This is a genomic window from Spongiactinospora sp. TRM90649 (assembly GCF_029382225.1).
Taxonomy (GTDB): domain Bacteria; phylum Actinomycetota; class Actinomycetes; order Streptosporangiales; family Streptosporangiaceae; genus Spongiactinospora.
This window is the reverse complement of the sequence record NZ_JARLTC010000045.1, coordinates 50,738-75,420: the sequence shown is the minus strand read 5'-3', so window position 1 is coordinate 75,420 and position 24,683 is coordinate 50,738. Positions and strand designations below refer to the sequence as shown.

The window sequence follows — 24,683 nt, the reverse complement described above, 5'->3', positions numbered from 1 at the left end:
CCGGGGGAGTGACGCCGGGGCCGCGGCCTGCGAGGCTGAGTAGTCCGTACGGCCGAGCCCTGGGGGCGTTGATGAAACTGTGGACGCATGCCGACTACGCACGGGCGGCAGGCGCCGAGATCACCCGGATGGCGGACACCACCGCGCGGCACAACATGTCGGCCCCCACGCCGACGTGCCCGGGGTGGGATTTGGGGGCGCTGATCGCGCACACCGGGACCATCCACCGCTGGGCGGCGGCGATGGTGCGCGACCTCGCCGACCGCCGTTACGACCGCAGGACCATGGAGTTCGGCGAGCCGGAGGACCGCACGGCCTACCCCGAGTGGCTGCGCGCCGGGGCCGGAATCCTCCAGGAGGCCCTGTCCGCCCAGGACCCCGACGCGCCCATGTGGGTCTGGGGCGGCGACCCGCACGTGCGCTGGTGGTCGCGCCGCCAGTTGCACGAGACCGTGGTCCACCGCGCCGACGCCGAGATCGCGATCGGCGTGGCCCCCGAGATCGACGAGGACATCGCGGCCGACGGCGTCGAGGAGTTCTTCGACGTGCTCCCGCACGCCACCTGGGCGCCGGGCCTGCGGGAACTGTCCGGCGAGGGCGAGACCATCTCCTGGCAGGCCGACACCGGCGCCGGGTGGCTGGTGACGCTCCAGCCCGACGGCTTCTCTTACGAGCGCTCCTGGGAGCCGGGCGACGTCACCGTGCGCGCCGCGGCCTCGTCGGACCTGCAGCTCCTCGCCTGGGGGAGGCGCAGGGCCGACGACTACTCCATCGAGGGCGACTCCGCCCTGCTGGACTGGTGGCTCTCGCACACGGCCATTTGAGGGGCCCTAGGGCAGGGCGAGCATCCGGTCCAGCGCGACCCGCGCCCAGTGCGCGGTGTCCTCGTCCACCGTGATCTGGTTGACGACCTGCCCGGCCACCAGCGACTCCAGCGCCCACACCAGATGGGGGAGGTCGATGCGGTTCATGGTGGAGCAGTAGCAGACGGTGCGGTCGAGGAACGCGACCTGCTTGTCGGGGAACTCCTGGCCGAGCCGCTTGACCAGGTTCAGCTCGGTGCCGATCGCCCAGGCGGAGCCGGCCGGGGCCTCGCGCAGCGTCTTGATGATGTACTCGGTGGAGCCCACCTGGTCGGCCTTGGTGACCACCTCGTGGCGGCACTCGGGGTGCACCAGCACGTTGACGCCGGGGATGCGCCGCCGTACGTCGTCGACGGACTCGGCGGTGAACCGGCCGTGCACCGAGCAGTGGCCGCGCCACAGGATCATCTTGGCGTCCCTGAGCTGCTGCTCCGTCAGGCCGCCGTTGGGGCGGTGCGGGTTGTAGACCACGCAGTCCGAAAGGTCCATGCCCATCTCCAGCACGGCGGTGTTGCGGCCGAGGTGCTGGTCGGGCAGGAACAGCACCTTCTCGCCCTGCTCGAACGCCCAGTCCAGGGCGCGGCGGGCGTTGGAGGAGGTGCAGACCGCGCCGCCGTTGCGCCCGCAGAACGCCTTGATGTCGGCGCTGGAGTTCATGTAGGTGACCGGCACCACCTGGTCGGCGATCCCCGCGTCCTGCAGGGCCTCCCAGCACTCCTCCACCTGGTCGAAGGTGGCCATGTCGGCCATCGAGCACCCGGCGGCCAGGTCGGGCAGCACGACCCGCTGGTCGGCGGAGGTCAGGATGTCGGCGGACTCGGCCATGAAGTGGACGCCGCAGAAGACGATGTACTCGGCCTGCGGCCGGGCGGCGGCCTCGCGGGCCAGCTTGAAGGAGTCCCCGGTGACGTCGGCGAACTGGATGACCTCGTCGCGCTGGTAGTGGTGGCCCAGCACGAAGAGCCGGTCGCCCAGCGCGGCCTTGGCGGCGCGCGCCCGCGCCACCAGCCCGGGGTCGGAGGCGGGCGGCAGCTCGCCCGGGCAGTCCACGCCGGGCTCGCTGTGCGGATCGCGGTCCCGGCCGAGGACGAAGAGCGGAAGTCCGGTCTGGGTGGTCGTCACGACCATCCCCCCTTATCGTCGAACTGACGACTAATAATTACACACCATATGTCGTGATTCGTGCCGGGGTAGGGGCCACCGGCCGGTCCCAGGGGATGGTCATCGGGAGCAGACGGGCCATACTGGAATGTGTCAGCCGGGGTGGGTGTTGGTAGCGTCTAAGTAGGACGTCAGAAACAGACAGCCGCCTTCGGGGGCTGATCCAGACGCGGGAGTCAGCACATGACGGTTGAGAGCAGCGAGACCACGCAACAGGGCCTGATCCTGACCGACGCGGCCGCCGCCAAGGTCAAGAGCCTGCTTGAGCAGCAGGGCGAAGAGGGGCTGAAGCTGCGTGTGGCCGTGCAGCCGGGAGGTTGTTCGGGCCTTCGCTACCAGCTCTTCTTCGACGACCGCTCGATGGACGGGGATGTCGTTTCCGACTTCGGCGGTGTCCACGTGGTCACCGACCGGATGAGCGCGCCGTACCTGATGGGCGCGTCCATCGACTACGTCGACACCATCGAGAAGCAGGGCTTCACGATCGACAACCCGAACGCCACGGGCTCCTGCGCCTGCGGCGACTCGTTCAACTAGGCCCCGGCGCCCAGTCGATCCTCCGGGCCCCATGCCACACCGGTCGTGGGGCCCGTTGGCATGCCCGCCCGGCGCACGGAGCCGAGAAACGCTCGCGGCACGGTCGGCCTCCCGTCCAGGGCCGTTCGTACGGCATGACCCCGGTCACGCGTTTCCCGTATCCTTGCCAGGCTCGCCGAAAGCTGGCCGACGCATCTTCGCAGGCCACACCGAGATGCTGACAACGAGGAGAAGAACCCCGTGCGCATCGCCGTAACCGGCTCCATCGCGACCGACAACCTGATGACCTTCCCCGGCCGGTTCGGCGATCAGTTGATCGCCGAGCAGCTCGACCGGGTGTCGCTGTCGTTCCTCGTCGACGACCTGCAGATCAGGCGGGGCGGCATCGCCGCCAACATCGCCTTCGGCATGGGATGCCTGGGCCTGACCCCCATCCTGGTCGGCGCGGTCGGCGCCGACTTCGCCGACTACAGGTCATGGCTGGAGCGCCACGGAGTCGACTGCGACTCCATCCACGTCTCCGAGATCCACCACACCGCGCGGTTCCTGTGCACCACCGACCAGAACCACAACCAGATCGCCTCCTTCTACACCGGGGCGATGGCCGAGGCGCGGGAGATCGAGTTGCGCCCGGTCGCCGACCGCGTGGGCGGCCTCGACCTGGTGCTGATCGGCGCCAACGACCCCGACGCCATGCTGCGCCACACCGAGGAGTGCCGCCAGCGCGGCTTCCGGTTCGCCGCCGACCCCTCCCAGCAGCTCGCGCGCATGGACGGCGAGCAGATCCGCCAGCTCGTCGACGGCGCCGACTACCTGTTCGCGAACGACTACGAGAAGGCGCTCGTCGAGCAGAAGACCGGCTGGTCCGACGAGGAGGTCCTGGGCCGCGTGCAGGTCCGGGTCACCACGCTCGGCCCCAAGGGCGCGCGGATCGACCGGGCGGGCGAGCCCTCGCTGCACGTCCCCCCGGCGCCCGAGAACGCCAAGGCCGACCCGACCGGCGTCGGCGACGCCTTCCGCGCCGGGTTCCTCGCCTCGCTGGGCTGGGGGCTGTCCTTGGAACGTTGCGCCCAGGTCGGCAACCTCACCGCCACCCACGTGCTGGAGCACGTCGGCGGGCAGGAGTACGAGCTGTCCCAGCGGCGCTTCCTGGAGCGGCTGGGCGCGGCCTACGGCGCGGAGGCCGCCGAAGAGGTCGGCGCGCACATCCGCTGCCACCACCCGTAAGCGTCGGGCGCGGTCCGGTACGGCATGCCGTACCGGACACCACCCCCGCTGGGTGAGGTGACGATCAGTAGTTGCGGCGCACGTGGATCGCCCAGCCGCCGTCGGGCAGCTCATAGGTGCCGACGTGCGCGTGCGACTTCAGGCGGCACCAGGCCGGCACGTCGGTGTAGGCCGCCGGGTCGTCGGCCAGCACCGCCACGATCGCGTTCAGCGGCACCCTGTTGATCTGCTCGGCCAGCCAGATGATCGGTATGGGGCACTTCTTGCCCAGCGCGTCGATCGTCAGCGCGGGCGTCTGCGGAGCGTCGTTCCGAGTGGCCTGCCAACGCGACATCTACCAGCTCACCCCTGATTCCTGGCGGATACGGCGCACGGTCTCGGGAAGCAGGGCGAGGAAACGATCGACGTCCGCCTCCGATGTTGCACGGGGCAGCGATACCCGGACGTTCCCATGTGTAAGCACACCCATCGCTTCCAAAACGTGCGATGGTCGAAGCGTACTAGCTGTACAAGAGCTTCCTGACGATACAGAGAAACCCGCTCTGTCAAGTTCGCGCAGCAGCGCCTCGCCCTCGACGTAGAGGCACGAGAAGGTCACGATATGCGGCGCGCGGCTCACCGGATCGCCGATCACCTCCACATCGGGAATCGTCTCCGCGACCACGCTCCGGATCCGCTCCACGAGCGCGGACAGCCGCGCCTGCTCGCCCGGATCGGCGGCGCACGCCCGCAGCGCCGCCGCGGCGGCCAGCACCGCCGGGACGTTCTCGAACCCCGGCACCCGCCGCCCCTCCCGGTCGTCCTCGGGCAGCGGCGAACGCCAGCGGGTGCCCTTGCGCACCGCCAGCACCCCCACCCCGGCCGGGCCGCCCCACTTGTGCGCGCTCGCGGTCAGCACCGACCACCCCGGCGGCGTCGGCGCGCGGCCCGCCGTCTGCGCGGCGTCGACCAGCAGCGGCACGCCGGCGGCCCGGCACGCCTCGGCCGCCTCGGCCACCGGCTGGAGCGTTCCCACCTCGTGGTTGGCGCTCTGCAGGCAGGCCAGCGCCGTGCCCGGCGCGGCCACCGCGCGGGCGAACTCCCCGGCGTCCACCGCGCCGGTACGGCCCACGCCGACCGTCTCCACGGTGCCGCCGGAGTCCTCGTGCAGCCGCGCGGAGTGCAGCACGCTGGAATGCTCCACCGCGCCGGTCACCAGATGCCGCCCGGCGCGCCGCCGTCCGTGTAGGGTGCCGAGGACACCTAGATGCACGGCCTGGGTCCCCGACGAGGTGAAGAAGACCTCGTCAGGGCGCGCGCCGAGCGTCTCGGCGACCTCCGCGCGAGCCTGGTCCAACAGCAGCCGTGCACGGCGGGCGGAGCCGTACAGCCTCGCCGGGTCGGCCCAACCGGCGTCCAGCGCCGTGAGCAGGACCTCCCTGGCCTGCGGGTGCAGAGGCTCTGTCGAGGCAGCGTCGAAGTAGGCCACACCGCGACATTAACGGGGGCTGCGCAGAGGGGCGAACGGGGTTGGCGCTAATGTGTCCACGACCAAAGCGTGCTTGTGAAGCTTATGAAATCGACCGCCCAGGGATCGACGCCCTGGGCTGCATCTGTGGGGTAGGCGATCCGTGAGTCCGACCCGCCGTGCGACACGGCGTTCGTTGGCCCGTCGCAGGGTGCCACGCGCCGCCGTTCTGGCGTTGCTGTTGGCCTCGGCGACGGCGTGCAGTAGTGATGTTGCGGCCGAGTGGTCGCGTGGTGGCATGCCTGTGTCCATCACCAGGCAGGGCGACATCGTGCAGAGCCTGTGGAACGGGTCCTGGATCGCCGCGCTCGGCACAGGTGCCGTCGTCATCGGCCTGATCGTGTGGGCGTGCGTCTTCCACAGGAAGAAGCGGTTCAGCGACCAGGAGCTCCCTCCGCAGGTCCGGTACAACCTGCCGATCGAGATCCTCTACACCATGGTGCCCGTCATCATGGTCGGGGTCTTCTTCTATTTCACCGCGAGGGACCAGAACGAGATCGGCAAGATCTCCGGTGCCGCCCCGGTGAAGGTGCGCGTGGACGCGTTCCAGTGGAGCTGGCGCTTCACCACCCAGTACAACAACCAGACGGTCAACGTCGTGGGCACCCCCGCGAGCGACTACAAGCAGCCGCAGGCTCCCGAGCTGGTGCTGCCGGTCGACTCCAAGGTCGAGTTCGACCTGCACTCGCCCGACGTCATCCACTCCTTCTGGGTGCCGGCCTTCCTGTTCAAGCGTGACGTGATCCCGGGTGTGACGAACAACAAGTTCGAGGTGGACACCCTCAGCAAGACGGGTGTGCACGCCGGGCGCTGCGCCGAGCTGTGCGGCTACGACCACAGCCGGATGCTCTTCCGCGTGAAGCTGGTAGAGAAGGCCGAGTTCGAGAAGTACATCGCCGATCAGGCGAGGAGTGCCCAGTGACCGCGATCAACGAACCCGTCCGCGAGGCGATCCTGCCGCGGCCCACCCGCAAGGGCTCGGTCATCGCCAAGTGGGCGTCCTCCACCGACCACAAGGTGATCGGGCACCTGTACCTGATCACCTCGTTCGTGTTCTTCCTGATCGGCGGCGTCATGGCGCTGATCATGCGGGCCGAGCTGGCGGCGCCCGGCCTGCAGATGGTGAGCCGGGAGCAGTTCAACCAGCTCTTCACCATGCACGGCACGATCATGCTGCTGCTGTTCGCGACCCCGCTGTTCGCCGGGTTCGCCAACGAGCTGATGCCGCTGCAGATCGGCGCGCCCGACGTGGCGTTCCCCCGGCTGAACATGGTCAGCTACTGGATGTTCCTGTTCGGTGGAATCATCGCGATCAGCGGGTTCCTGACCCCGAACGGCGCGGCCTCCTTCGGCTGGTTCGCCTACACCCCGCTGTCGAACGCGGTCAGTTCGCCCGGCATCGGCGGTGACCTATGGATCATGGGCCTGACCCTCGGTGGTCTGGGCACGATCCTCGGCGCGGTCAACTTCATCACGACCATCATCTGCATGCGGGCCCCCGGCATGACGATGTTCCGGATGCCGATCTTCACCTGGAACGTCCTGCTCACCTCGATCCTGGTCCTGATGGCCTTCCCGGTGCTCGCCGCCGCGCTGCTGGCCCTGGAGGCCGACCGCAAGCTGGGCACCCACATCTTCGACGCGGCCACCGGCGGCGCGATGCTGTGGCAGCACCTGTTCTGGTTCTTCGGTCACCCCGAGGTCTACATCATCGCGCTGCCGTTCTTCGGCATCGTGACCGAGATCCTGCCGGTCTTCAGCCGCAAGCCGCTGTTCGGCTACATCAGCCTCATCGGCGCGACCATCGCGATCGCGGGTCTGTCGATCACGGTCTGGGCGCACCACATGTTCCCGACGGGACAGGTGCTCCTACCCTTCTTCTCGTTCATGACGTTCCTGATCGCGGTACCGACCGGTGTGAAGTTCTTCAACTGGATCGGCACCATGTGGCGAGGGCATCTCAGTTTCGAGTCGCCCATGCTGTTCTCGATCGGGTTCCTGATCACCTTCCTGCTCGGCGGCCTGACCGGCGTCATCCTGGCCTCGCCACCGCTCGACTTCCACATCAGCGACACCTACTTCGTGGTGGCCCACTTCCACTACGTGGTGTTCGGCACCGTGGTGTTCGCGATGTTCGCCGGGTTCTACTTCTGGTGGCCCAAGTTCACCGGCAAGATGCTCAACGACCGCCTGGGCAAGGTGCACTTCTGGACGCTGTTCATCGGCTTCCACGCCACCTTCCTGGTGCAGCACTGGCTGGGCGTGATCGGCTTCCCGCGCCGCTACGCCGACTACGCCGTCGGTGACGGCTTCACCAGCCTGAACTTCATCTCCTCCATCGGAGCCTTCGTGCTCGGCGCCTCCACGCTGCCGTTCCTCTACAACGTCTGGCGGACGTGGCGGTCGGCGCCGAAGGTCACCGTGGACGACCCGTGGGGCTTCGGTGGCTCGCTGGAGTGGGCGACCTCCTGCCCGCCGCCGCGGCACAACTTCACCTCGCTGCCGCGGATCCGCTCCGAGCGCCCGGCGTTCGACCTGCACTACCCGCACGTCACGGCCAAGTCCCGGGGCCAGTTGGAGGAGGAGACCCCATGAGGGTTCAGGGATGGTTGTTCCTGTTCTGCGGCCTGTTCTTCGCGTTGGTGGACGTCGTCTACTGGTTCTGGGCGCGCGAGCCGGTCGGCACGACGGCGCTGGCGATCTCGGTCGGCTTCGCCATCATGATCGGCTACTACCTGATGTTCACGGCGCGCCGGATCGGCGACCAGCCGGAGGACGACAAGCAGGCCGAGATCAGCGACGGCGCCGGCGAGATCGGGTTCTTCAGCCCGCATAGCTGGTGGCCGCTGTTCGTCACGCTCTCCGCGGCGCTGGCCTTCGTCGGCTTCGTGATCGGCTGGTGGCTGTTCATGATCGGCCTGCTCTGCGTGGTCATGAGCATGATCGGTTTCGTGTTCCAGTACTACCGTGGGCACTTCTCGCACTGATCAATAAAGTCCGTCAAAACGGGTGGTCGAGATTCTTCGATCACCCGTTTTGGTGTTCTTTGCAGGTGAAGTGCGGTAATACACGTACTCCTGCGATGACTGTGGGTAATAACTCCGATAGGGGCGGGCCGAAAGATGGCCCGATGGGGGGAGTTACTCGTGGGGCACGCAATCCGTGTATCGGCACATGGAGCCGGGCTGCTCGCACTGGCCCTGCTGGCCTCGTGCTCGTCGGGCGCCACCGCGTCCGAGGGGGAGCGGAGCAAGGGCCCGGACGCCAAGGTCACGATCGTCCCGTCGGACTCGGCGGGCAACGTCACCCCGGACACACCGGTCGTCGTCGCGGCGCAGGGCGGCACCCTGTCCGAGGTCAGCGTCTCCTCGCCGAAGGGCTCGCTGGGCGGCACCCGTAGCGCCGACCGGACGATGTGGCGCAGCCGGGGCGTCGTCACGCCCGGCACCAGGTACACGGTGCGGGCCGTGGCGGTCAACGCCGAAGGCAAGGCCGTACAGGTGACCAGTTCCTTCACCACGGTCACGCCGAAGAGCGCGTTCAAGGTCGAGAACATCGTCCCGCACAAGGACGACACGGGCCTCACCGTGGGCGTCGGCATGCCCATCATGATCACTTTCGACAAGGAGATCACCGACCGGGTCGGCGTCGAGCGCAACCTGATCGTCCAGGCGTCCAAGCCGGTCCAGGGCGCCTGGCACTGGTTCGACGACAAGTCCGTGCACTTCCGCCCCCGCCACTACTGGCCCGCCAACACCAAGGTGCGCCTGATCGCCCGCCTGGCCGGAGCCCACGGCGGCGACGGCATGTACGGGACCAGGAACCACGTGCTGGACTTCAAGATCGGGCGCTCCCAGATCACCAGCGGCAGCCTCAACAGGCACGTGATGCGGGTCAAGCGCAACGGCAAGGTCATCCGCACCATCCCGTTCAGCGCGGGCAAGGGCGGTCTGATGAAGTACCACACCACCAGCGGCATCCACCTGGCCATGTCCCGTGAGAACGTCACCGTCATGACGTCCCCCGACGCCGGCCCCGGCGACTCCGGCTACTACCAGCTCACCGTGTACAACACCGTTCGCATCTCCAACAGCGGCGAGTACGTGCACAGCGCCCCCTGGTCGGTCGGCTCCCAGGGCAACTCCAACGTCAGCCACGGCTGCGTCAACGTCAGCCCCGACAACGCCAAGTGGTTCCTGGACAACACCCTGATCGGCGACCCCATCATCCTGACCGGCTCCCCACGCCGCCTGGAGCCCCTCAACGGCTGGGGCCACTGGCAGGAGACCTGGCGCGAATGGACCCGCTGGAGCAGCCTCGGCGCCGGCTTCACCACCGACTCCTACACCGCCTCCTGATCCCTCCGCCGCGTGCTCTGCGGCGCGTAGGGCCGTCTGCGCGGCTGTCTGTCCGCCGTCGGTGCTGTCGCGTGCGCAAAGGGCCTCGCCCGACGCTCGCGCCACCGGCCGGCCACTTGGACACCGACGGCCGGGCCGGAGACTTGGCTCGCCAGATATCGGGATCCCCGGCGTACAGCCCGGTGGATCTGGACATTGGCCGGTGTTCGACCGCGCTCGCCGAGCCGTCGCTCGCCCCAGCCTGGCCGTTTCACCGTCTACCGGGCCCGCGCGAGCCCCATGAACCCGCCAGCCTCTAGTGCGCGATTGACGCGATCGTCGACGTGGGCGGGCCCGTGTCGCCCCGGGGGCGGGCGACACGGGGCCGCGGTGGGCGGCCGCCGCCGGGTCGACGAGCCTTGACGGCTCGTCTAGCAGGACCTCGCCGCCCCGTGGCCCCATGGCGGCGATGTCTGACTGCCGGCGGAGGTGCCGTCCGGCCGCGCGGCGCGGATCGCGCTACCCTTTCCGCGCCGCGCGGTCGGCGGCCACCGCAGGCGGCGGCCTGGTCTTGACGTGCGGTGCGGCTACTTGATGACGCCGCAGGCGACGCGGCCGCCGGCGTCGCCGGTGCGCTTGGTGGCATCGTCGGGGCCGTCCGGGGCGTAGCGCTCGGGGATGTTCGCCAGGTTGTCGGCCAGCGCGTGCACGATCACCGCGCTGCCGTCGGCGTCGGCGAGCTGGGTGGCCCGGAACCGGTCGGTGACCACCGACGAGGTCGCGGTGCCGTCCGCCCCGGCCAGGACGGCCGGCAGGTCGCCCGAGTGCCGCCCGTGGGTGCTCTGGGTGAGGTCGAAATGGCCGCCCGCCGTGAAGAACGGGGAGACCTTTCCGGTCGCGGGATCGACCGCCTTGGGGTCGCACACCCCGGCACCGTGGATGTGGAAGCCGTGATAGCCCTCGGAGAGGCCCTTCACCGACACGGTCACCCGGGATTTGCCGTAACCCTCTCGGGCGATCGTCAGGCGGCCTGCGATGTTGCCTTCGACGTCACGGATGACCGCCGATGCCAGTCGCCCTCCCTGAGCTGAGGTGGCCTCGGCGATTGCGGTGACGCCCACGGCGGCGACTCCGGCGGCGAGCATGGTGGCGATGGCCAGATGAGTTCTACGGACCAGCATCACGAACCTGTCCCTCTGGAAGACGCATTTCGGTCTTACTGAGGGTAAAGGAGTTCGTTTGGTGATAGCGGCGCTACCGGAATACGGCTTGCATAGCATTTATTGGGCGTTTTGGGTTATGGGCCTACGCGAAATGGCGAAGGGGCCCGGGATGGGATCCCGGGCCCCTTCGGCGCGCTGTGGCGACGCGCCGTCCGCTTGGTACCGCGGTTCCGCCCTGATCAGCGGTCGAGCGACTTGCCCCCTCCGGAGGACTCGCCCGAGCCGGATCCGACGGCCGCGTGCTCCTCGTGCTCGCCGTGCCCGTTGCCGTGCGGCTCGTCCATGGGGATCTTCTCCCCGCCGTAGGCCCGGCTCATGGAGGAGCGCAGGCGGCCGAGCGGGCCGCGCATGCCCTTGGGCGGGATGCCCTCGGCGTCGTCGCCGGTGTCGACCATGGGGATGGCCGTCTTGCCGCGCATGTGCGCCGCGATGTCGTCCGCCGGGGGCACGTGGACCTCGATGAACTCACCGTGCGGCAGGCGCTTGATGACGCCGGACTCGACACCGTGGCCGATCACCTCGGCGTCCTTGCGCTGCAGGCCGAGGCACATCCGGTAGGTGATGATGTAGGCGATGATCGGCCCGAGGATGACGGCGACCTGGCCGAACCTGGTGATCGCGAAGAGCGACAGGTGGAAGAAGGCCGAGATCTCGTCGTTCGCGCCGAGCAGCCACAGTACGCCGTAGAACGTGATGGCGGCCATGCCGATCGAGGTGCGGTGCGGGTTGTTGCGGGGACGGTCGGCGACGTGGTGCTCGCGACGGTCTCCGGTGACCCACTGTTCGATGAACGGGTAGAGCGCGAGTCCCGTCATCACCACCCCCAGGGGCAGCAACGCCGGGATGATCACGCTCATCGGGAGCGTGTAGCCCAGGATGTTGATCTCCCAGGCGGGCATGATTCGCAGCGAGCCTTCCAGGAAGCCCATGTAGAAGTCGGGCTGCGATCCCGCCGAGATGTCCGCCGGTGTGTAGGGACCGAACGCCCAGATCGGGTTGATCTGCGCAAAGGTGCCCAGTCCAGCGAGAATCGCGAACAGGAAGAGGAAGAACGCACCGGTCTTGATCATGAACGCCGGGTAGAAGGGGCTGCCCACCACGTTCGTGTTGGTACGGCCCTTGCCGGGCATCTGCGTGTGCTTCTGCACCCACATGAGCACCATGTGCGCGGTGACCAGCGCGACCAGGATGCCCGGAATGAGCAGCACGTGCAGCGTGTAGAACCGGGAGATGACGTCCTCGCCCGGATACTCCCCGCCGAACAGGAAGAACGAGACGTACGTGCCGACCAGCGGCAGCGAGATCGCCACGCCCTGGGTGATCCGCAGGCCCGCGCCGGAGAGCAGGTCGTCCGGCAGCGAGTAGCCGGTCAGGCCCTCGACCAGCGCCAGCGACAGGAGCAGGACACCGATGATCCAGTTCAGCTCACGCGGCTTGCGGTACGCGCCGGTGAAGAACACCCGGAGCATGTGGACCATCATCCCGGCCACGAACAGCAGCGCCGCCCAGTGGTGGATCTGCCGCATGAGCAGACCGCCGCGGACGTCGAAGCTGATGTTCAGCGCCGAGGCGTACGCCTCGGACATCATCACGCCGCGCAGGGGCTCGTAGGAGCCCTCGTAGATGACGTGACCCATGCTCGGCTTGAACCAGAAGGTCAGGAACGTGCCGGTGAGCAGGAGGATGATGAAGGAGTAGAGCGCGATCTCCCCGAGCATGAACGACCAGTGGTCGGGGAAGACCTTGCGCATGTTGCGCCGGATGAAGTTGCCGGCGCCCAGGCGGTCGTCGAGGTAGCTGCTCGGCCCGGTGAGAGCCTTCGGCACCTCTTCCGTCTGGGGCCGCCGTCCAGGTTCGACTGCGGTGCTCATGTCTGCTTCCCTTGCTCCCGGTACTCGGCTTCGGCGTCGCCGCGCTCCCAGAAGCTCGGACCGACCGGCACTGGGAAGTCACCCGTGGCGATGAGGTAGCCCTCAGCGTCGACGTCGATGGGCAACTGGGGCAGCGGACGGGCGGCCGGGCCGAAGATGACCTTGGCGCCGTCGGTGGCGTCGAAGGTGGACTGGTGGCACGGGCAGAGGATGTGGTGCGTGTTCTGCTCGTACAGCGCCGCCGGGCAGCCGACGTGCGTGCAGATCTTCGAGTAGGCCACGATCCCGTTGTGGGTCCAGTTCTTGTTGGTCCCGGACTTGATCTCCTCGGGCCGCAGGTTGATCAGGATCACCGTGGCCTTGGCCAGCACGGTCAGGTCGTGCTCGTACCCTTCGGGGACCACCGACAGCAGGCCGCCGGGGGTGTTGAAGTCGGTCGCCCGGATCGGCTGGCCGGTGCCCTCGACCATGAGCCGCAGCTTCTTGCCGCCGTGCTGGTTCGGGTTCCACACGGTGTGCCGCAGCTTGGTCTCCGGCAGCGGGCCGAGGTCCTTGAGCAGCACCAGCGGGGCCAGGCCCAGCGGGGCGGCGGCGGCCAGGAGCGTACGGCGGAGCAGCTTGTGCTTGACGAAGCCGCTCTCGTCCGCGCCCTTCATGAAGGTCGTGCCGACCTCCTCCCGCACCTGCGGGTCGGAGGCCATCGGGTGGCGCTCCTGGACCATGTTGTACTTCGGCAGGACCATCCGCGCCCAGACCACCATGCCGACCGCGAGACCGAGCAGGGCGATCGTCAGGCTGGCCCCGAGCGCCAGGTTGGAGGCCCAGGTGCTGTCGATGTCGCCGACCTGGAAGATCACGTAGGACGCGATGAAGGCGATGCCCGCCAGGAAGGTGATGGTGAAGCACAGGGCGGCGATGCGCTCGCCCTTCTTCGCCGTCCTGGGGTCCTGCGGCTTGACGCCGGGGACCTTGACCTCGTGGTGCGCCTCCTCCTCGCCGAGCAGCGACTGCGCGGCTCCAGGGGGAGGCGTGCCGATCACGCGCCTGGGCACGCGCTCTTCCGGCCGTTCGATCTCAGGGTTGTGGTCAGTCATTGGCCTGTCGCCTCTTCGCGGTGATCCAGATGGCTGCGAGAACGATGCCGCCGATTCCCACGATCCACGCCACCAGGCCCTCGGTCACGGGGCCGATGCGGCCGAGACCGAAGCCGCCCGGGTCGGTCTGCTCGCGGACGGACACGATGTAGGCGATCATGTCGCGCTTCTGCTCGGGGGTGATCGTGGAGTCGTTGAAGACCGGCATCGCCTGCGGGCCGGTGAGCATCGCCTCGTAGATCTGGGCGGGCGAGGAGCTGTTCAGGTTGGGCGCGTACTTGCCCGCCGTGAGCGCGCCGCCGGCGCCTACCCAGTTGTGACAGCTGATGCAGTTGGCGCGGAAGAGCTCGCCGCCCTTGGCCGCGTTGCCCTTGGCCGGGTCCACCTGCTCCTTGCTGGGCACGGTGGGACCGCCGCCGAGGGACTGCACGTAGGCCGCGATGTTGTCGATCTTCTCCTGGGTGACCCAGGCGGCCAGCGGCTTGCGCGGCGCCTGGGAGCCCTGCTGCGCGAGCGGCATGCGCCCGCTGCTCATCTGGAAGTCGACCGACGCGGCGCCGACGCCGACCAGCGTCGGGCCGTCGGCGGTGCCCCGGGCCTGCGGCCCGTGGCAGCTCATGCAGTGGGCCTGGAAGAGTTCCTCGCCGGCCTTGACATCGTCGACCTTGCCCGACGCGATCGCCGCGTCGGCGCTCTGACTCTTCGGTGAGAAGAGGGCGTATGCCACGCCGAGCAACGCCAGAGCGAAAAGCAGGACGGCGTATCTCGCGAGGGGATGCCGCCGCCCAGCGGTGATCCTGGTCACAGAGATCCCCGTTCCTGTTACTTGATCACGTAGATGGTCATAAATAGGCCGATCCAGACAACGTCGACGAAGTGCCAGTAGTAGGACACGACGATCGCGCTGGTCGCCTGCTCATGGGTGAAGCGCTTCGCGGCGTACGTGCGTCCCAGCATGAACAGGAACGCGATCAGTCCACCGGTCACGTGCAAGCCGTGGAAACCCGTGGCCAGGTAGAAGATCGAGTCGTAGGCCGTGTGGGAGAGGGTGTGCCCCTCCGCGACGAGCTGGCCGTACTCGTAGACCTGGCCGATGACGAAGACCAGGCCCATCAGGAAGCTGACTGTATACCAGAACCGCAGCTTGCTGACCTGGCCCTTTTCCGCGGCCCACACGCCCATCTGGCACGTCACACTCGACAGGACCAGGATGATCGTGTTGACCGTTGAGAACGGGACGTTCAGATGCGCCTCGGGCCAGGGCTGCCCCTGGCCGATGCTCACTGACCGGATGGTGAAGTACATCGCGAACAGCGCCGCGAAGAACATGAGCTCAGAGGACAGCCAGACGATCGTCCCGACGCTGACCAGGTTGGGTCGGCGAGACGAGTGTGCTGTCGTCGTCGTAATTGCGGATGCTGTCGCCACGGGCAGCATTATTGCGGCTCCCCTGGTCGGGTCGCCGCACGACCCCCCGTTAGGCGGGCACGCAGCTCACACCAAGGGTGGCAAACCGGACAATTACCCGCCTAGTGCCTCCAGCCTGGGTATCAGTGCGGGCCGCCCGGTAGCATCCGTGGTGACCATACCTCGTGACATCGCCGCTCCGGCGGGTGAGTCACCGGGCCACCGTTGTCGAGAGCGAGCATCACCTTGGGCACCGAACCGGCCGCGGACGTCAGGATGAAGGTCCTCGTCTACAGCGACGACGCCGCCACGAGAGAGAAGGTACGGCTGGCCGTCGGCCGCCGTCCCGCCGCCGACGTCCCCGCCGTCGAATTCGTCGAGTGCGCCACCCAGGCCAAGGTGCTGCAGTACTTCGACTCGGGTGAGATCGACGTCGCCATCCTCGACGGCGAGGCCCGCCCCGCCGGTGGCATGGGCGTCGCCCGCCAGGCCAAGGACGAGGTCTACGACTGCCCGCCGATCTGCCTGATCATCGCCCGGCACGACGACCGCTGGCTGGCCAACTGGTCGCGCGCCGAAGCGGTCGTGTCCCAGCCGATCGACCCGATCGTGCTGGCCGACGCCGTCGCCGACCTGATGCGCAGGCGGCGCGGCCCCGCCCCGCTGCCCGTCCCGCAGACCGCCCACTAGACACCCGCCCGCCGAACACCCGGCCGCCGGCCGGTTCACGACTGGAGTTCTCATGGACGCGCGCACCACGTGGCCCGCGCTGCTGTCGGCCCTGCTCGCGGGCGAGCACCTCTCCGCCGATGAGACCGCCTGGGCGATGAAAGAGATCATGACGGGCTCGGCCACGCCCGCCCAGATCGCCGCGTTCGCGGTGGCGTTGCGCGCCAAGGGCGAGACGGTCGCCGAGGTCACCGGCCTGGCCAGGGTGATGCTGGAGATGGCGGTGCCGCTGCGGGTCGAGGGCCCGGTGGTCGACATCGTCGGCACCGGCGGCGACCGCGCGCACACGGTCAACGTCTCCACCATGGCCGCCATCGTCACCGCCGCGGCGGGAGCGTGCGTGGTCAAGCACGGCAACCGTTCGGCGTCCTCCTCGTGCGGCGCGGCCGACGTGCTGGAGAACCTGGGCATCTCGCTGGAGCTCTCCCCGGCCGACACCGCCGCCGTCGCGCTTGAGGCCGGCATCGCCTTCTGCTTCGCGCCCGCCTTCCACCCGGCCTACCGCTTCGCCGGTCCGCCGCGCCGGGAGATCGGCGTGCCGACGGTCTTCAACTTCCTCGGCCCGCTCACCAACCCCGCCCGCCCGGCGGGCCAGGCGATCGGCGTGTTCGACGCGCGGATGCTGCCGGTGGTCGCGGGCGTGTTCGCCGAGCGCGGCGTGTCGGCCCTGGTGTTCCGCGGCGACGACGGCCTCGACGAGCTGACCCTCGCCACCACCTCCACCGTCTGGGTGGTCGGCAACGGCACGGCCGTCCAGACCACCTTCGACCCCGCGGTGCTCGGCATCGCGCGGGCCGGCGCCGACGCGCTGCGCGGCGGCGACGTCGAGTTCAACTCCAGGGCCGTCCGTGAGCTCGTCGGCGGCAAGCAGGGGCCGGTGCGCGACGCCGTCCTGCTCAACGCGGCCGCGGGCATCGTGGCCGCCGCGGGCGCCACCACGGCCGAAGACCTGGAGGCCGACATGGCCGCCGCCTACGCCCGCGCCGCCGAGGCCGTCGACTCCGGGGCCGCCGCGGCCAAGCTCGACCGCTGGGTCGAGGTCAGCCGCGCCCGCAGCGGCGCGTAGGCTCCGCAAGTCGGGGGAGCGCGGGGTCATCCTGAGTGTGGATGCCCCGCGCGCGCTGTGGATCTACGCTGCCTGTCATGCGGCGTCTCGACCTCGCGGTCGCCATCGTGCCCCCCGTCTTCTCGGAGGGTCTCTGGTCCTCGCCCTGGCCCTGGTGGCCACAGGCGGCGGTGTTCGTCATGGCCGCCTGCTCGTGGCCGATGCTGTGGCAGGCGGGCCGTGTCCTGCGCGGACGGCGCAGCCGCGCCGCGCCGTGCGAGGAGTCGCGCGCCGCGATCATCGCCGTGCAGCGCGCCAGGATCGCCGGTGAGCTGCACGAGGTGGTGGCGCATTCCGTCTCGGTGATGACGCTCGCGGTCGGCGCGGCCCGGGTGATCGTCGATCGTGACCCGGCGCGGGCCAAGGCCACCATGCGGGTCGCCGAGGAGACCGGTCGGCAGGCCATCGCCGACCTGCAGCGGATGGTGTCGCCCCCGCACCCGCACGGCGGGCTTGAGGCCGCCCAGGCCGATCCCGGCACCCGCGAGCCGCAGCCGCGCCTGACCGACCTGCCCCGCCTGCTGGACGGCACGCGAGAGGACGGCCTGGCCGTGCGGTTCAGCGAGGACGGCACGCCGCCCCCGCTCAGCCCCATGTTCGAACTGTCGGCCTACCGGATCGTCCAGGAGGCCCTGGCCAACGCCGTGCGCCACGGCGGGGCCGGAGCCGCCGACGTCACGCTGCGCTGGCGGAGCGGCGCCCTTGACCTGCTGGTGCGCGACGATGGCCGCCCGGCGCCAGGCGAGGTCGTGCCCAGGGGCGGGCTGCTGGGAATGCGCGAACGGGTACGCCTGTTCGGCGGCACCCTCACGGCCGGAGCGGGCCCCGACGGCGGCTTCGAGGTGCGCGCCCGCCTCCCGATCCGCCGCGACGCCCGGCGGCGCGGCTGACCGGCACCCGCCGGGGGCGGCTAGTCGCCCTCGTCGAGGCCGATCGCGAACGCGGCCTCGACGTCGTGCCGCGAGTAGGTGCGGAACGCCAGGTGCGTCTCGGTGTGCAGGACCCCCGCGACCTTGTTCAGGCGGCCGGGGATGAGGTCGGCGACCTTGTCGTAAGCGCTCACCCTGACCATGGCGAGCAGGTCGAAGTCGCCGGTGATGGAGTAGACCTCGCTCACGCCCTCGATCTCCGCGATTTCCTGCGCGACCTCGGGAATCCGGTCGACCTCGGCCTTGATGTGGACGATCGCGGTGACCACGGGACCCTCCTTCCGGGACCTAGCAACACCCGAACCCTATCGTGACGGCCGATCACCGTAGCGGACGGCCCTCCCTCGGGTTGTGCTTGCGCGACGCCTGGTAGGCCAGCTCGATGCGGGCGCGCAGCCGCCCGGCCCCGCGCGCCGGCATGCTCCACCCGTCGTCGGCCTGGACCAGGCGCACTCCCGGGGACTCCAGCCAGCGCAGGATGCACTCGGTCTCCTCCGCGCTGGCCGCCGGGGTGGGGCCGGGACCTGGGACGACGGTCTCGGCGGTGGCCACCAGCGCGTCCACGAACGGGGTGGGGTGCGCGCCGCGCGGCATCACCCCGGCGGCGGCGAGCCTGCCGTAGCGGATGACGTGGATGTCCCAGCCGCCGCCGAAGGCGGGGCTGGCCGCGACGAGCTGCGACAGGCGGGTTATCGAGGTCAGGCGCTGCATCCGGGCCGACGCCCGGATGTAGGCGGCCAGGCGGTCGCGGTCGGCGGCGGCCTCCTCGTAGCGCTGCTCGACCGACAGCCGTTCCATCCTGGCCTGGACGGCGGCGTAGACCGGCGAGGCGTCGTGCCGCATGGCGCGGCGGACGGCCTCGGCGTGGACCGCGTAGTCGGCCTGGCTCTCCCGGCCCTCGCACGGCGCGCCGCACCGCCCGATCTCGGCCAGCGCGCAGGCGGGCCGCGACGGGCGCAGGCCGAGCCGCTCGGTGCAGTGCCGCAGCGGGATGGCCTCGTGCAGCGCGCCGCGCGCGTCCTCGGCGGTACGGCCGCTGCCGAACGGCCCCAGGTAGGTGGCGTCGTCGGCCCGCACCTCGCGGACGATCGACAGGCGCGGGAACGGCTCGTCGGTGAGCTTCAGCCACACCGCCCGCTCGGGAAACCGCGAGCGGCGGTTGTAGCGCGGCTTGCCCGCGGCGATCAGCCGCAGCTCCCTGACCTCGGCCTCCAGCCCGGTGGCGCAGACGATGGTGCGGACGCGCTCGGCGATGCCGATCATCTCGCGGATGCGCCGTCTGGTCTCGCTCGCGGTGAAGTAGCTGCGCACGCGGGTGCGCAGGCTGCCGCTCTTGCCGATGTAGAGCGCCTCGCCGCGGTCGTCCTCGAACACGTAGACGCCGGGGGAGGCGGGCACCGAGTCGGCCAGGTGGCGTTTGCGCTGCTGCTCGGGCGTGGGGGCGCGGACGAACCCCTTCAGCTCCTCCAGCGTGTGCACGCCGAAGGAGCCCGCCCGCTCCAGCAGCGCGTGCAGCACGTCGGTGGTGGCCCTGGCGTCGGCCAGCGCCCGGTGGCACGGCTCGGTGGTGCTGCGGAACACCCGGGCGAGGGTGGCCAGCTTGCAGTTGGGCACCTCGTCGCGGGTGAGCATCCGCCGGGCCAGGTCGGCGGTGTCGACCACCGGGTTGGCGGGCGGCGGGTAGCCGTGCGCCGCGCAGGCCGCCTTGATGAACCCCATGTCGAAAGGCGCGTTGTGGGCGACCAGCGTGGCGCCCTTGACGAACTCCAGGAAGGACGGCAGCACCGAGCCGAACCTCGGCGCCGCCGCCACCATCGTGTCGGTGATGCCGGTCAGCACGGAGATGAAAGGGGGAATGGGGCCGCCGGGATCGACCAGCGTGGCCAGCTCCCCGACGACCTGGCCGCCGCGCACCTTGACCGCGCCGATCTCGGTGATCGAGTGGTCGGCGGGCGAGCCGCCGGTCGTCTCCAGGTCGAAGACCACGAAGGTCACCTCGCCGAGCGGAGTGCCCAGCTCGTCCAGCGCGCCCTGCACAGCGATCTCCACGAGCAAGACCATAAGGCCGTCCACCGACATATTCAGGACTGGGCCTGCCTCAGACGGTCGGGGCGGATGCCGCGCAGCAGCGCCTCCGCGGTCAGCGCGGCGGCGGCGAACGCGGCCACCAGGCCCACCCCGGCGATCAGCGCGACCGGCGCAAGGGACGGCTCGTACAGCAGCGCCGGGGTCACCGGCGTGCGCGCGAACTCCGGGACGCGCGGCAGCGCCACGTGCGCCGCGGCGAGCCCGGCGGCGACGCCCGCGAGGGTCCCCGAGGCCAGCACGATGAGCTGTTCCAGCAGCAGGGACGTGCGCAGGGCGCCCAGCCGAGCCCCGGTGGCCTCCAGGGCGGCCAGCTCGTAGCCGCGGCGGCGCGCCGCGCCGTACAGGGCCAGGACGGCACGGCCGAGCGCGAGCGCGGCGGCGGCCAGCGCCGACATGAGCATCAGCATCAGCGCCAGCCCGGGGCCCTGCGTGGTGTACCTGGTCACCAGCTCGTCCACCGTGCGCGGCGGCGACACCGGGTAGCCCTGCGCGTTGAGCGCGGCGCGCACCTCCTCCACGTGTCCGGCGGCGACCCAGACCTGCGGGTCCGCCTCCCGCGCGAAGCCGTACGAGACCCGGTCGGCCAGTTCCAGGTCCACGACCGCGCCCGCCTCGTCCAGGCCGGGCAGCGCGGCGATACCGCCGATCACCTCGTGCCCGGCGCCGAAGTTCTGGTCGAGGCCGGGCGCGAACTTGGCCTCGATCGGGGCGTTGACCAGGGCGGGAAGCCTCGCGGGGAAGGCCGCGGGGATCACGTTGGCCCCGCCGTACGGCGGAATCGTGATGGTCAGGCCCTCGTCGTCGGCGTTCGCGTCGCCCGTCCAGCGGGACTGTTCGGTGAGCCCCGCGTCGATCTCCCGCCAGCGTCCCTCCGACCGCACCTCGATCTTCGTGACGTTGACGAAGACCATGGTCTCCGCGGCGGACGAGGTCTGATAGGTGATGTCGCCGCGCAGCGAGCGCAGCTCGCACGTCGCGGTGCGGCAGTCGCCGGGCAGGCCCCACTCCAGCGTCGTGGTGGCGGTCAGCGGGCCGAGCGGGATGCTCTTGGGCTGGGTCGAGCCGGGCACCCGGAAGTCAGCGTAGAGCTTGGGCGTCACGTCCTTCAGCTTCCTGTCCATGGTGATCGGGTCGATCCGCAGCCTGATCCGCTCGCCGCGCATCATCACGCGCGGCGCGGCGGCGGGATCGGCCAGTCCCGCCGTCAGCCGGGACGCGGCCGCCCCCGGACGGGCCGCGTCCCACATCGCGACGTGCGCGAACCGCGCCGGATCCGTCGCGATCATCTTCGGCGGGCCGGGCATGACCACCACGGGGGCGGCGTACCGGCCGGCCGGGTCGGCGAGCTCCACCGCCTGGCGGAGTTCGGCGAGGGTCGAGACGCGCAGGCCCAGCACGCCGTACGCGCCGTTGTGCACCCGGGCCACACGGTCGAAGTTGGCGGAGGTGACGTCCCACGCGGCGGTCGCGAACGTGGCCATGCCGAACGCGGCGCTCAGCACGATGACGCTCGCGACGGTGGCCGGGCCCCTGGCGATCTGCCGCAGCGCCAGGAACGGCGCGATGCCCCCGGCCCGCCTGGTCACCCCGAACAGGGCCCTGGCCAGCAACGGCAGCAGCCGGCACGCCAGCAGCGCCGCCGCCACGGCCAGCAGCCCCGGTACGGCCAGCGCCCCCGAACTCTGCCCGGACGCCCCGGTGATGATGCCGGCGGCCAGCAGCTCCACCAGACCGAGCGCGGTCAGTGACAGCACGATCGCGTCGATGACCCAGCCCCGCGCCCGCCGCCTCGGCGTGCGCCGCCACTCCTCGGTCACCGGCCGCACGGCCATGTTCCGCGCCGCGATCGCGGCGGCGACCAGCCCGCCCAGCGTCACCGCCGCTCCCGCCAGCAGCGCGGACGGCGGGAGGACGACCGGCGCCCGGTAGGGCAGCAGCGCGGCGGCCATGATCCGGGAGACCTGCGTCCCCAAGGCCAGCCCGGCGGCCGGCGCCGCCGCCAGCAGCAGGATCGGCTCGCCCAGCGCGAACCGCCACACCCGGAGCCTGCGGTGGCCGCGCAGCCGGGCCAGCGCGATCTCCGGGCCGCGCGCGGCCACCAGGTCGGAGACGGTCAGGTACAGCAGCAGCCAGCCGAGCACGACGAGCTGCCCGATCACCAGCAGGGCCGGGACGCCCATGGTGCCGGTCTGGGTGATCAGCTCCTCGACGGTGTCCGGCAGGCGGCTGAGGGTGATCACCCCGGCTCCGGAGACGGAGATGCCCTTCGCGGCGGCGGTCAGCTCCACGAGGCGGGGCAGGTCGGCCGCGGTGATCCGGCCGGGGTCCACGGCGACGATGGACCAGTTCTCCCACGGCACGCTCGCCATCCCGTACCGCTGGGTGTCCTGCGTGGTGAACAGCGGGTCGCCGTTGCTCTCCACCGCGCCCGCGGTCTGCGGGAACATGTTCCTGCCGAACCAGTACGGATCGTTCACGTCGCCCGGCCGGTAGACGCCGACCACGCGCAGCCTGGCGGGCGCGGGCCTGACCTCCGGTTCGGAGCCGGGGGGCGGCGGCTCGGACAGCCCCGCCACGCGGACGACCCTGCCGACCTTGAACCCGGCGGCCTCGCTCGCGATGACCTCGTACGCCTCGGCCGGGCAGCGGCCCTTCACCAGGACGACGTGCTCGCACACGCCGTCCTGCCAGGTCAGCGGATGGTTCCGGAGCGATCGCAACTCGGGGCTGACCAGTTCGGCGCCGTTCACCGGCGGACGCAGGAAAGGCGTACCCGCCGCGAACCGTGCCGCCGCCCCGGCCACGTCGGCCTCCTTCGCGGTGACGCGCCAGCCCCTGCCCTCCGGGGACGCCGCCGCGAGGACGCCGCGGACCACGGCGGTCCCCGCCGCCTCGGTGAAGATCGGCCCGACCGCCGCGGTCGCCACCGACACCACGGTCACCACGAGGACGGCCAGCGACAGGCCCCGGCGCTCCCACAGGCCGCGCAGCGTCAGCCCCAGGCTCGCGGCCCTCACGAGTCGGCCCTGCGCAGCGCCACGCCGTCCGGCAGCGCCTCGACCCTGGCCATGCTCCCCGGCGGCAGCAGCTCGTGGAACTCGGGGGGAAGCTGCACCGCCCCCTCGCGGCCGATCACCACGAAGTCCTCGCCGCCCCTGCCCTCGGCGCCGACCCGGCCGTCGCGGATGGTCACCGTACGGCCCAGCGCCCGGCTCACCGACTGGTCGTGGGTGACCACCACGACCGTGGTGCCGCCGTCGGCGGCGGCCTGCCCGATCAGCTCGATCACCGCCCGGCCGGACGCGTCGTCGAGCTGGCTGGTCGGCTCGTCGGCCAGCAGTAGCCTCGGCGAGTTGGCCAGGGCCACCGCGACCGCCAGGCGCTGCTGCTCGCCGCCGGACATCTCGCCCGCGCGCCGCCGCCGCATGCCGTCCAGGCCGACGCGGTCCAGCAGTTCGCCGACGCGCCGCCGGTCGGGGCGGGCCGCCCGCTGGGCGAAGGCCACGTTCTGCGCGGCCGAGGCGTAGGGGATCAGGTTTCGGCCGGGGTTCTGCAGCACCACGCCGATGTCGGTGGCCCGCATCCGGTCCAGCGCGGCGGGCGACAGCCGGGACACCTCGGCGCCGTTGATCCGCAGCCGCCCCGCGCTGGGCCGCAGCAGGCCCGCCATCAGCCACATCAGCGTGGACTTGCCCGCGCCTGAAGGGCCGAGCAGCGCCACGGTCTCCCCGCGCTCGACGACCAGGTCCACGTCGCGCAGGGCGACCAGTTCCAGCTCGCTGGTCTTGTAGATCTGCACGATTCCGTCGCAGCGCACGGCGGCGGTCATCGGGTCACCGCCGTCGCGACGCCGCCCGCCCCGCCCGCCCTCGCGGTCGCGGTCCGCAGCTCCACGACGCGGTCGCAGCGGGCGGCGACCTCGGCGTCGTGGGTGGCGATCACCAGCGCGCCGCCGCGCCCGGCGACCGCGAGCAGCTCGCCGAGCACGATCTCGCGGTGCGCGGCGTCCTGCTCGGCGGTGGGTTCGTCGGCCAGCAGCACGCTCGGTTCAAGGGCCAGCGCCCTGGCCACCGCGACGCGTTGCTGCTGCCCGCCGGACAGCTCCTCGATCAGGTGACCGGCGTGCCGTGCCAGGCCCAGCCGGGTCAGGGGACCGGCGGCGTCGCTCACGGCCTGCCGGGCCGTACGGCCCGCCGCGCGCAGCGCCACCTCGACGTTCTCGGCCGCCGTGAGCAGCGTGAGCAGGCCGTAGGACTGGAACACCAGGGCGATCCGGGCGCGCAGCGACGGGTTCCCGGCCAGCGCCACGCCGCCCACGAGCACCCGGCCGGACACCGGCGGGCCGAGCCCGGCCAGCGTGGTCAGCAAGGTGGTCTTGCCCGAGCCCGACGGCCCGACCACCGCGATCCGCTCACCCGCCGCGATCTCCAGGGTGAGATCGCGGAACAGCTCGCGTCCACCGGCCTCGCAGGCGAGCGCGTGACAGGACAGCGCGGGCGCTGCGGACGGTCTGGCTGGCGTGGGCGGCGCGGGGTCGGTCATCGGGCGGCCTCCGTGTTCCGGGGTGAGGCCGTGCCACCGGCACGGACGCCCTCTAGTACCTAT

Annotated in this window: 23 protein-coding genes; 10 read left to right on the top strand and 13 right to left on the bottom strand. The window is 70.7% G+C overall.

All coding sequences use genetic code 11. The features are described 5' to 3' along the window. The first annotated feature begins 71 nt into the window (after window positions 1-71). The gene (locus P3X83_RS38490; protein WP_277310323.1) at window positions 72-824 is read left to right on the top strand and encodes a maleylpyruvate isomerase family mycothiol-dependent enzyme; all 753 of its coding nucleotides are present in this window, start codon (window positions 72-74) and stop codon (window positions 822-824) included. A 6-nt stretch (window positions 825-830) separates the two neighbouring features. Here the strand turns inward: P3X83_RS38490 and nadA are convergent, their stop codons facing one another. Continuing rightward, window positions 831-1,991 (bottom strand): quinolinate synthase NadA, encoded by a 1,161-nt coding sequence (gene nadA, locus P3X83_RS38485; protein ID WP_277310322.1) that lies wholly within the window; start codon window positions 1,989-1,991, stop codon window positions 831-833. 216 nt (window positions 1,992-2,207) lie between these two features. Here nadA and erpA point away from each other — a divergent pair, with 216 nt between their 5' ends. Both erpA and P3X83_RS38475 read left to right on the top strand, forming a co-directional pair. Continuing rightward, window positions 2,208-2,561 (top strand): iron-sulfur cluster insertion protein ErpA, encoded by a 354-nt coding sequence (gene erpA / locus P3X83_RS38480; protein WP_277310321.1) that lies wholly within the window; start codon window positions 2,208-2,210, stop codon window positions 2,559-2,561. Between the two features lie 240 nt (window positions 2,562-2,801). Further along, on the top strand, window positions 2,802-3,788 hold the full coding sequence (locus P3X83_RS38475) for a carbohydrate kinase family protein (protein ID WP_277310320.1): 987 nt from the start codon (window positions 2,802-2,804) through the stop codon (window positions 3,786-3,788). Between the two features lie 64 nt (window positions 3,789-3,852). On the opposite strand, the gene P3X83_RS38470 is transcribed toward P3X83_RS38475, so the two are convergent. Beyond that, window positions 3,853-4,122, bottom strand: a complete 270-nt coding sequence (locus P3X83_RS38470) for a sulfurtransferase TusA family protein (protein WP_277310319.1) — start codon at window positions 4,120-4,122, stop codon at window positions 3,853-3,855. After that, window positions 4,123-5,256, bottom strand: a complete 1,134-nt coding sequence (locus tag P3X83_RS38465) for an aminotransferase class V-fold PLP-dependent enzyme (RefSeq protein WP_277310318.1) — start codon at window positions 5,254-5,256, stop codon at window positions 4,123-4,125. 277 nt (window positions 5,257-5,533) lie between these two features. Here P3X83_RS38465 and P3X83_RS38460 point away from each other — a divergent pair, with 277 nt between their 5' ends. The 4 genes from P3X83_RS38460 to P3X83_RS38445 all read left to right on the top strand — a co-directional run bounded on the left by P3X83_RS38460 (window position 5,534) and on the right by P3X83_RS38445 (window position 9,653). Next, on the top strand, window positions 5,534-6,217 hold the full coding sequence (locus P3X83_RS38460) for a cytochrome c oxidase subunit II (protein ID WP_277310317.1): 684 nt from the start codon (window positions 5,534-5,536) through the stop codon (window positions 6,215-6,217). Further along, window positions 6,214-7,890 (top strand): cytochrome c oxidase subunit I, encoded by a 1,677-nt coding sequence (gene ctaD / locus P3X83_RS38455; RefSeq protein WP_277310316.1) that lies wholly within the window; start codon window positions 6,214-6,216, stop codon window positions 7,888-7,890. Before P3X83_RS38460 ends, ctaD begins: the two co-directional genes overlap by 4 nt. Further along, a complete protein-coding gene (locus tag P3X83_RS38450) occupies window positions 7,887-8,282 on the top strand; it encodes a cytochrome c oxidase subunit 4 (RefSeq protein ID WP_277310315.1) in 396 nt (131 codons plus the stop codon). The genes ctaD and P3X83_RS38450 overlap by 4 nt, the downstream gene beginning before the upstream one ends. 159 nt (window positions 8,283-8,441) lie before the next feature. Continuing rightward, a complete protein-coding gene (locus P3X83_RS38445; RefSeq protein WP_277310314.1) occupies window positions 8,442-9,653 on the top strand; it encodes an Ig-like domain-containing protein in 1,212 nt (403 codons plus the stop codon). A gap of 566 nt (window positions 9,654-10,219) precedes the next feature. Here P3X83_RS38445 and P3X83_RS38440 read toward each other — a convergent pair. The 5 genes from P3X83_RS38440 to P3X83_RS38420 all read right to left on the bottom strand — a co-directional run bounded on the left by P3X83_RS38440 (window position 10,220) and on the right by P3X83_RS38420 (window position 15,257). Further along, window positions 10,220-10,813, bottom strand: coding sequence for a superoxide dismutase family protein (locus P3X83_RS38440; RefSeq protein ID WP_277310341.1), 594 nt, complete (start codon window positions 10,811-10,813; stop codon window positions 10,220-10,222). A gap of 221 nt (window positions 10,814-11,034) precedes the next feature. After that, window positions 11,035-12,726, bottom strand: coding sequence for a ubiquinol-cytochrome c reductase cytochrome b subunit (locus tag P3X83_RS38435; RefSeq protein ID WP_277310313.1), 1,692 nt, complete (start codon window positions 12,724-12,726; stop codon window positions 11,035-11,037). Beyond that, window positions 12,723-13,820 (bottom strand): Rieske 2Fe-2S domain-containing protein, encoded by a 1,098-nt coding sequence (locus tag P3X83_RS38430; protein WP_277310312.1) that lies wholly within the window; start codon window positions 13,818-13,820, stop codon window positions 12,723-12,725. Before P3X83_RS38430 ends, P3X83_RS38435 begins: the two co-directional genes overlap by 4 nt. Further along, complete coding sequence (locus tag P3X83_RS38425) at window positions 13,813-14,625, bottom strand: c-type cytochrome (RefSeq protein WP_277310311.1); 813 nt, start codon at window positions 14,623-14,625, stop codon at window positions 13,813-13,815. The genes P3X83_RS38430 and P3X83_RS38425 overlap by 8 nt, the downstream gene beginning before the upstream one ends. A 17-nt stretch (window positions 14,626-14,642) precedes the next feature. Then, window positions 14,643-15,257, bottom strand: a complete 615-nt coding sequence (locus tag P3X83_RS38420) for a heme-copper oxidase subunit III (protein WP_277310310.1) — start codon at window positions 15,255-15,257, stop codon at window positions 14,643-14,645. Between the two features lie 246 nt (window positions 15,258-15,503). On the opposite strand from P3X83_RS38420, the gene P3X83_RS38415 reads away from it, so the two are divergent. The 3 genes from P3X83_RS38415 (at window position 15,504) to P3X83_RS38405 (ending at window position 17,951) form a co-directional block, all read left to right on the top strand. Further along, window positions 15,504-15,917, top strand: a complete 414-nt coding sequence (locus P3X83_RS38415; RefSeq protein WP_277310340.1) for a hypothetical protein — start codon at window positions 15,504-15,506, stop codon at window positions 15,915-15,917. Window positions 15,918-15,969: 52 nt separating this feature from the next. Further along, window positions 15,970-17,022, top strand: a complete 1,053-nt coding sequence (trpD, locus tag P3X83_RS38410; RefSeq protein ID WP_277310309.1) for an anthranilate phosphoribosyltransferase — start codon at window positions 15,970-15,972, stop codon at window positions 17,020-17,022. Window positions 17,023-17,099: 77 nt separating this feature from the next. After that, window positions 17,100-17,951: a sensor histidine kinase gene (locus P3X83_RS38405; RefSeq protein WP_277310308.1), complete on the top strand. Its 852-nt coding sequence runs from the start codon at window positions 17,100-17,102 to the stop codon at window positions 17,949-17,951. 20 nt (window positions 17,952-17,971) lie between these two features. Here P3X83_RS38405 and P3X83_RS38400 read toward each other — a convergent pair whose 3' ends face one another. The 5 genes from P3X83_RS38400 to P3X83_RS38380 are packed head-to-tail and all read right to left on the bottom strand — an operon-like array spanning window position 17,972 to window position 24,620. Then, window positions 17,972-18,259, bottom strand: coding sequence for an Lrp/AsnC ligand binding domain-containing protein (locus tag P3X83_RS38400; protein ID WP_277310307.1), 288 nt, complete (start codon window positions 18,257-18,259; stop codon window positions 17,972-17,974). A 52-nt stretch (window positions 18,260-18,311) separates the two neighbouring features. Continuing rightward, complete coding sequence (locus P3X83_RS38395; protein ID WP_277310306.1) at window positions 18,312-20,051, bottom strand: DEDD exonuclease domain-containing protein; 1,740 nt, start codon at window positions 20,049-20,051, stop codon at window positions 18,312-18,314. 20 nt (window positions 20,052-20,071) lie between these two features. Beyond that, entirely contained in the window at window positions 20,072-23,095 is a 3,024-nt protein-coding gene (locus tag P3X83_RS38390) for an FtsX-like permease family protein (protein ID WP_277310305.1), read from the bottom strand. Beyond that, on the bottom strand, window positions 23,092-23,907 hold the full coding sequence (locus tag P3X83_RS38385) for an ABC transporter ATP-binding protein (RefSeq protein ID WP_277310304.1): 816 nt from the start codon (window positions 23,905-23,907) through the stop codon (window positions 23,092-23,094). Before P3X83_RS38385 ends, P3X83_RS38390 begins: the two co-directional genes overlap by 4 nt. Beyond that, window positions 23,904-24,620, bottom strand: a complete 717-nt coding sequence (locus P3X83_RS38380) for an ATP-binding cassette domain-containing protein (protein WP_277310303.1) — start codon at window positions 24,618-24,620, stop codon at window positions 23,904-23,906. Before P3X83_RS38380 ends, P3X83_RS38385 begins: the two co-directional genes overlap by 4 nt. Window positions 24,621-24,683: the final 63 nt, after the last annotated feature.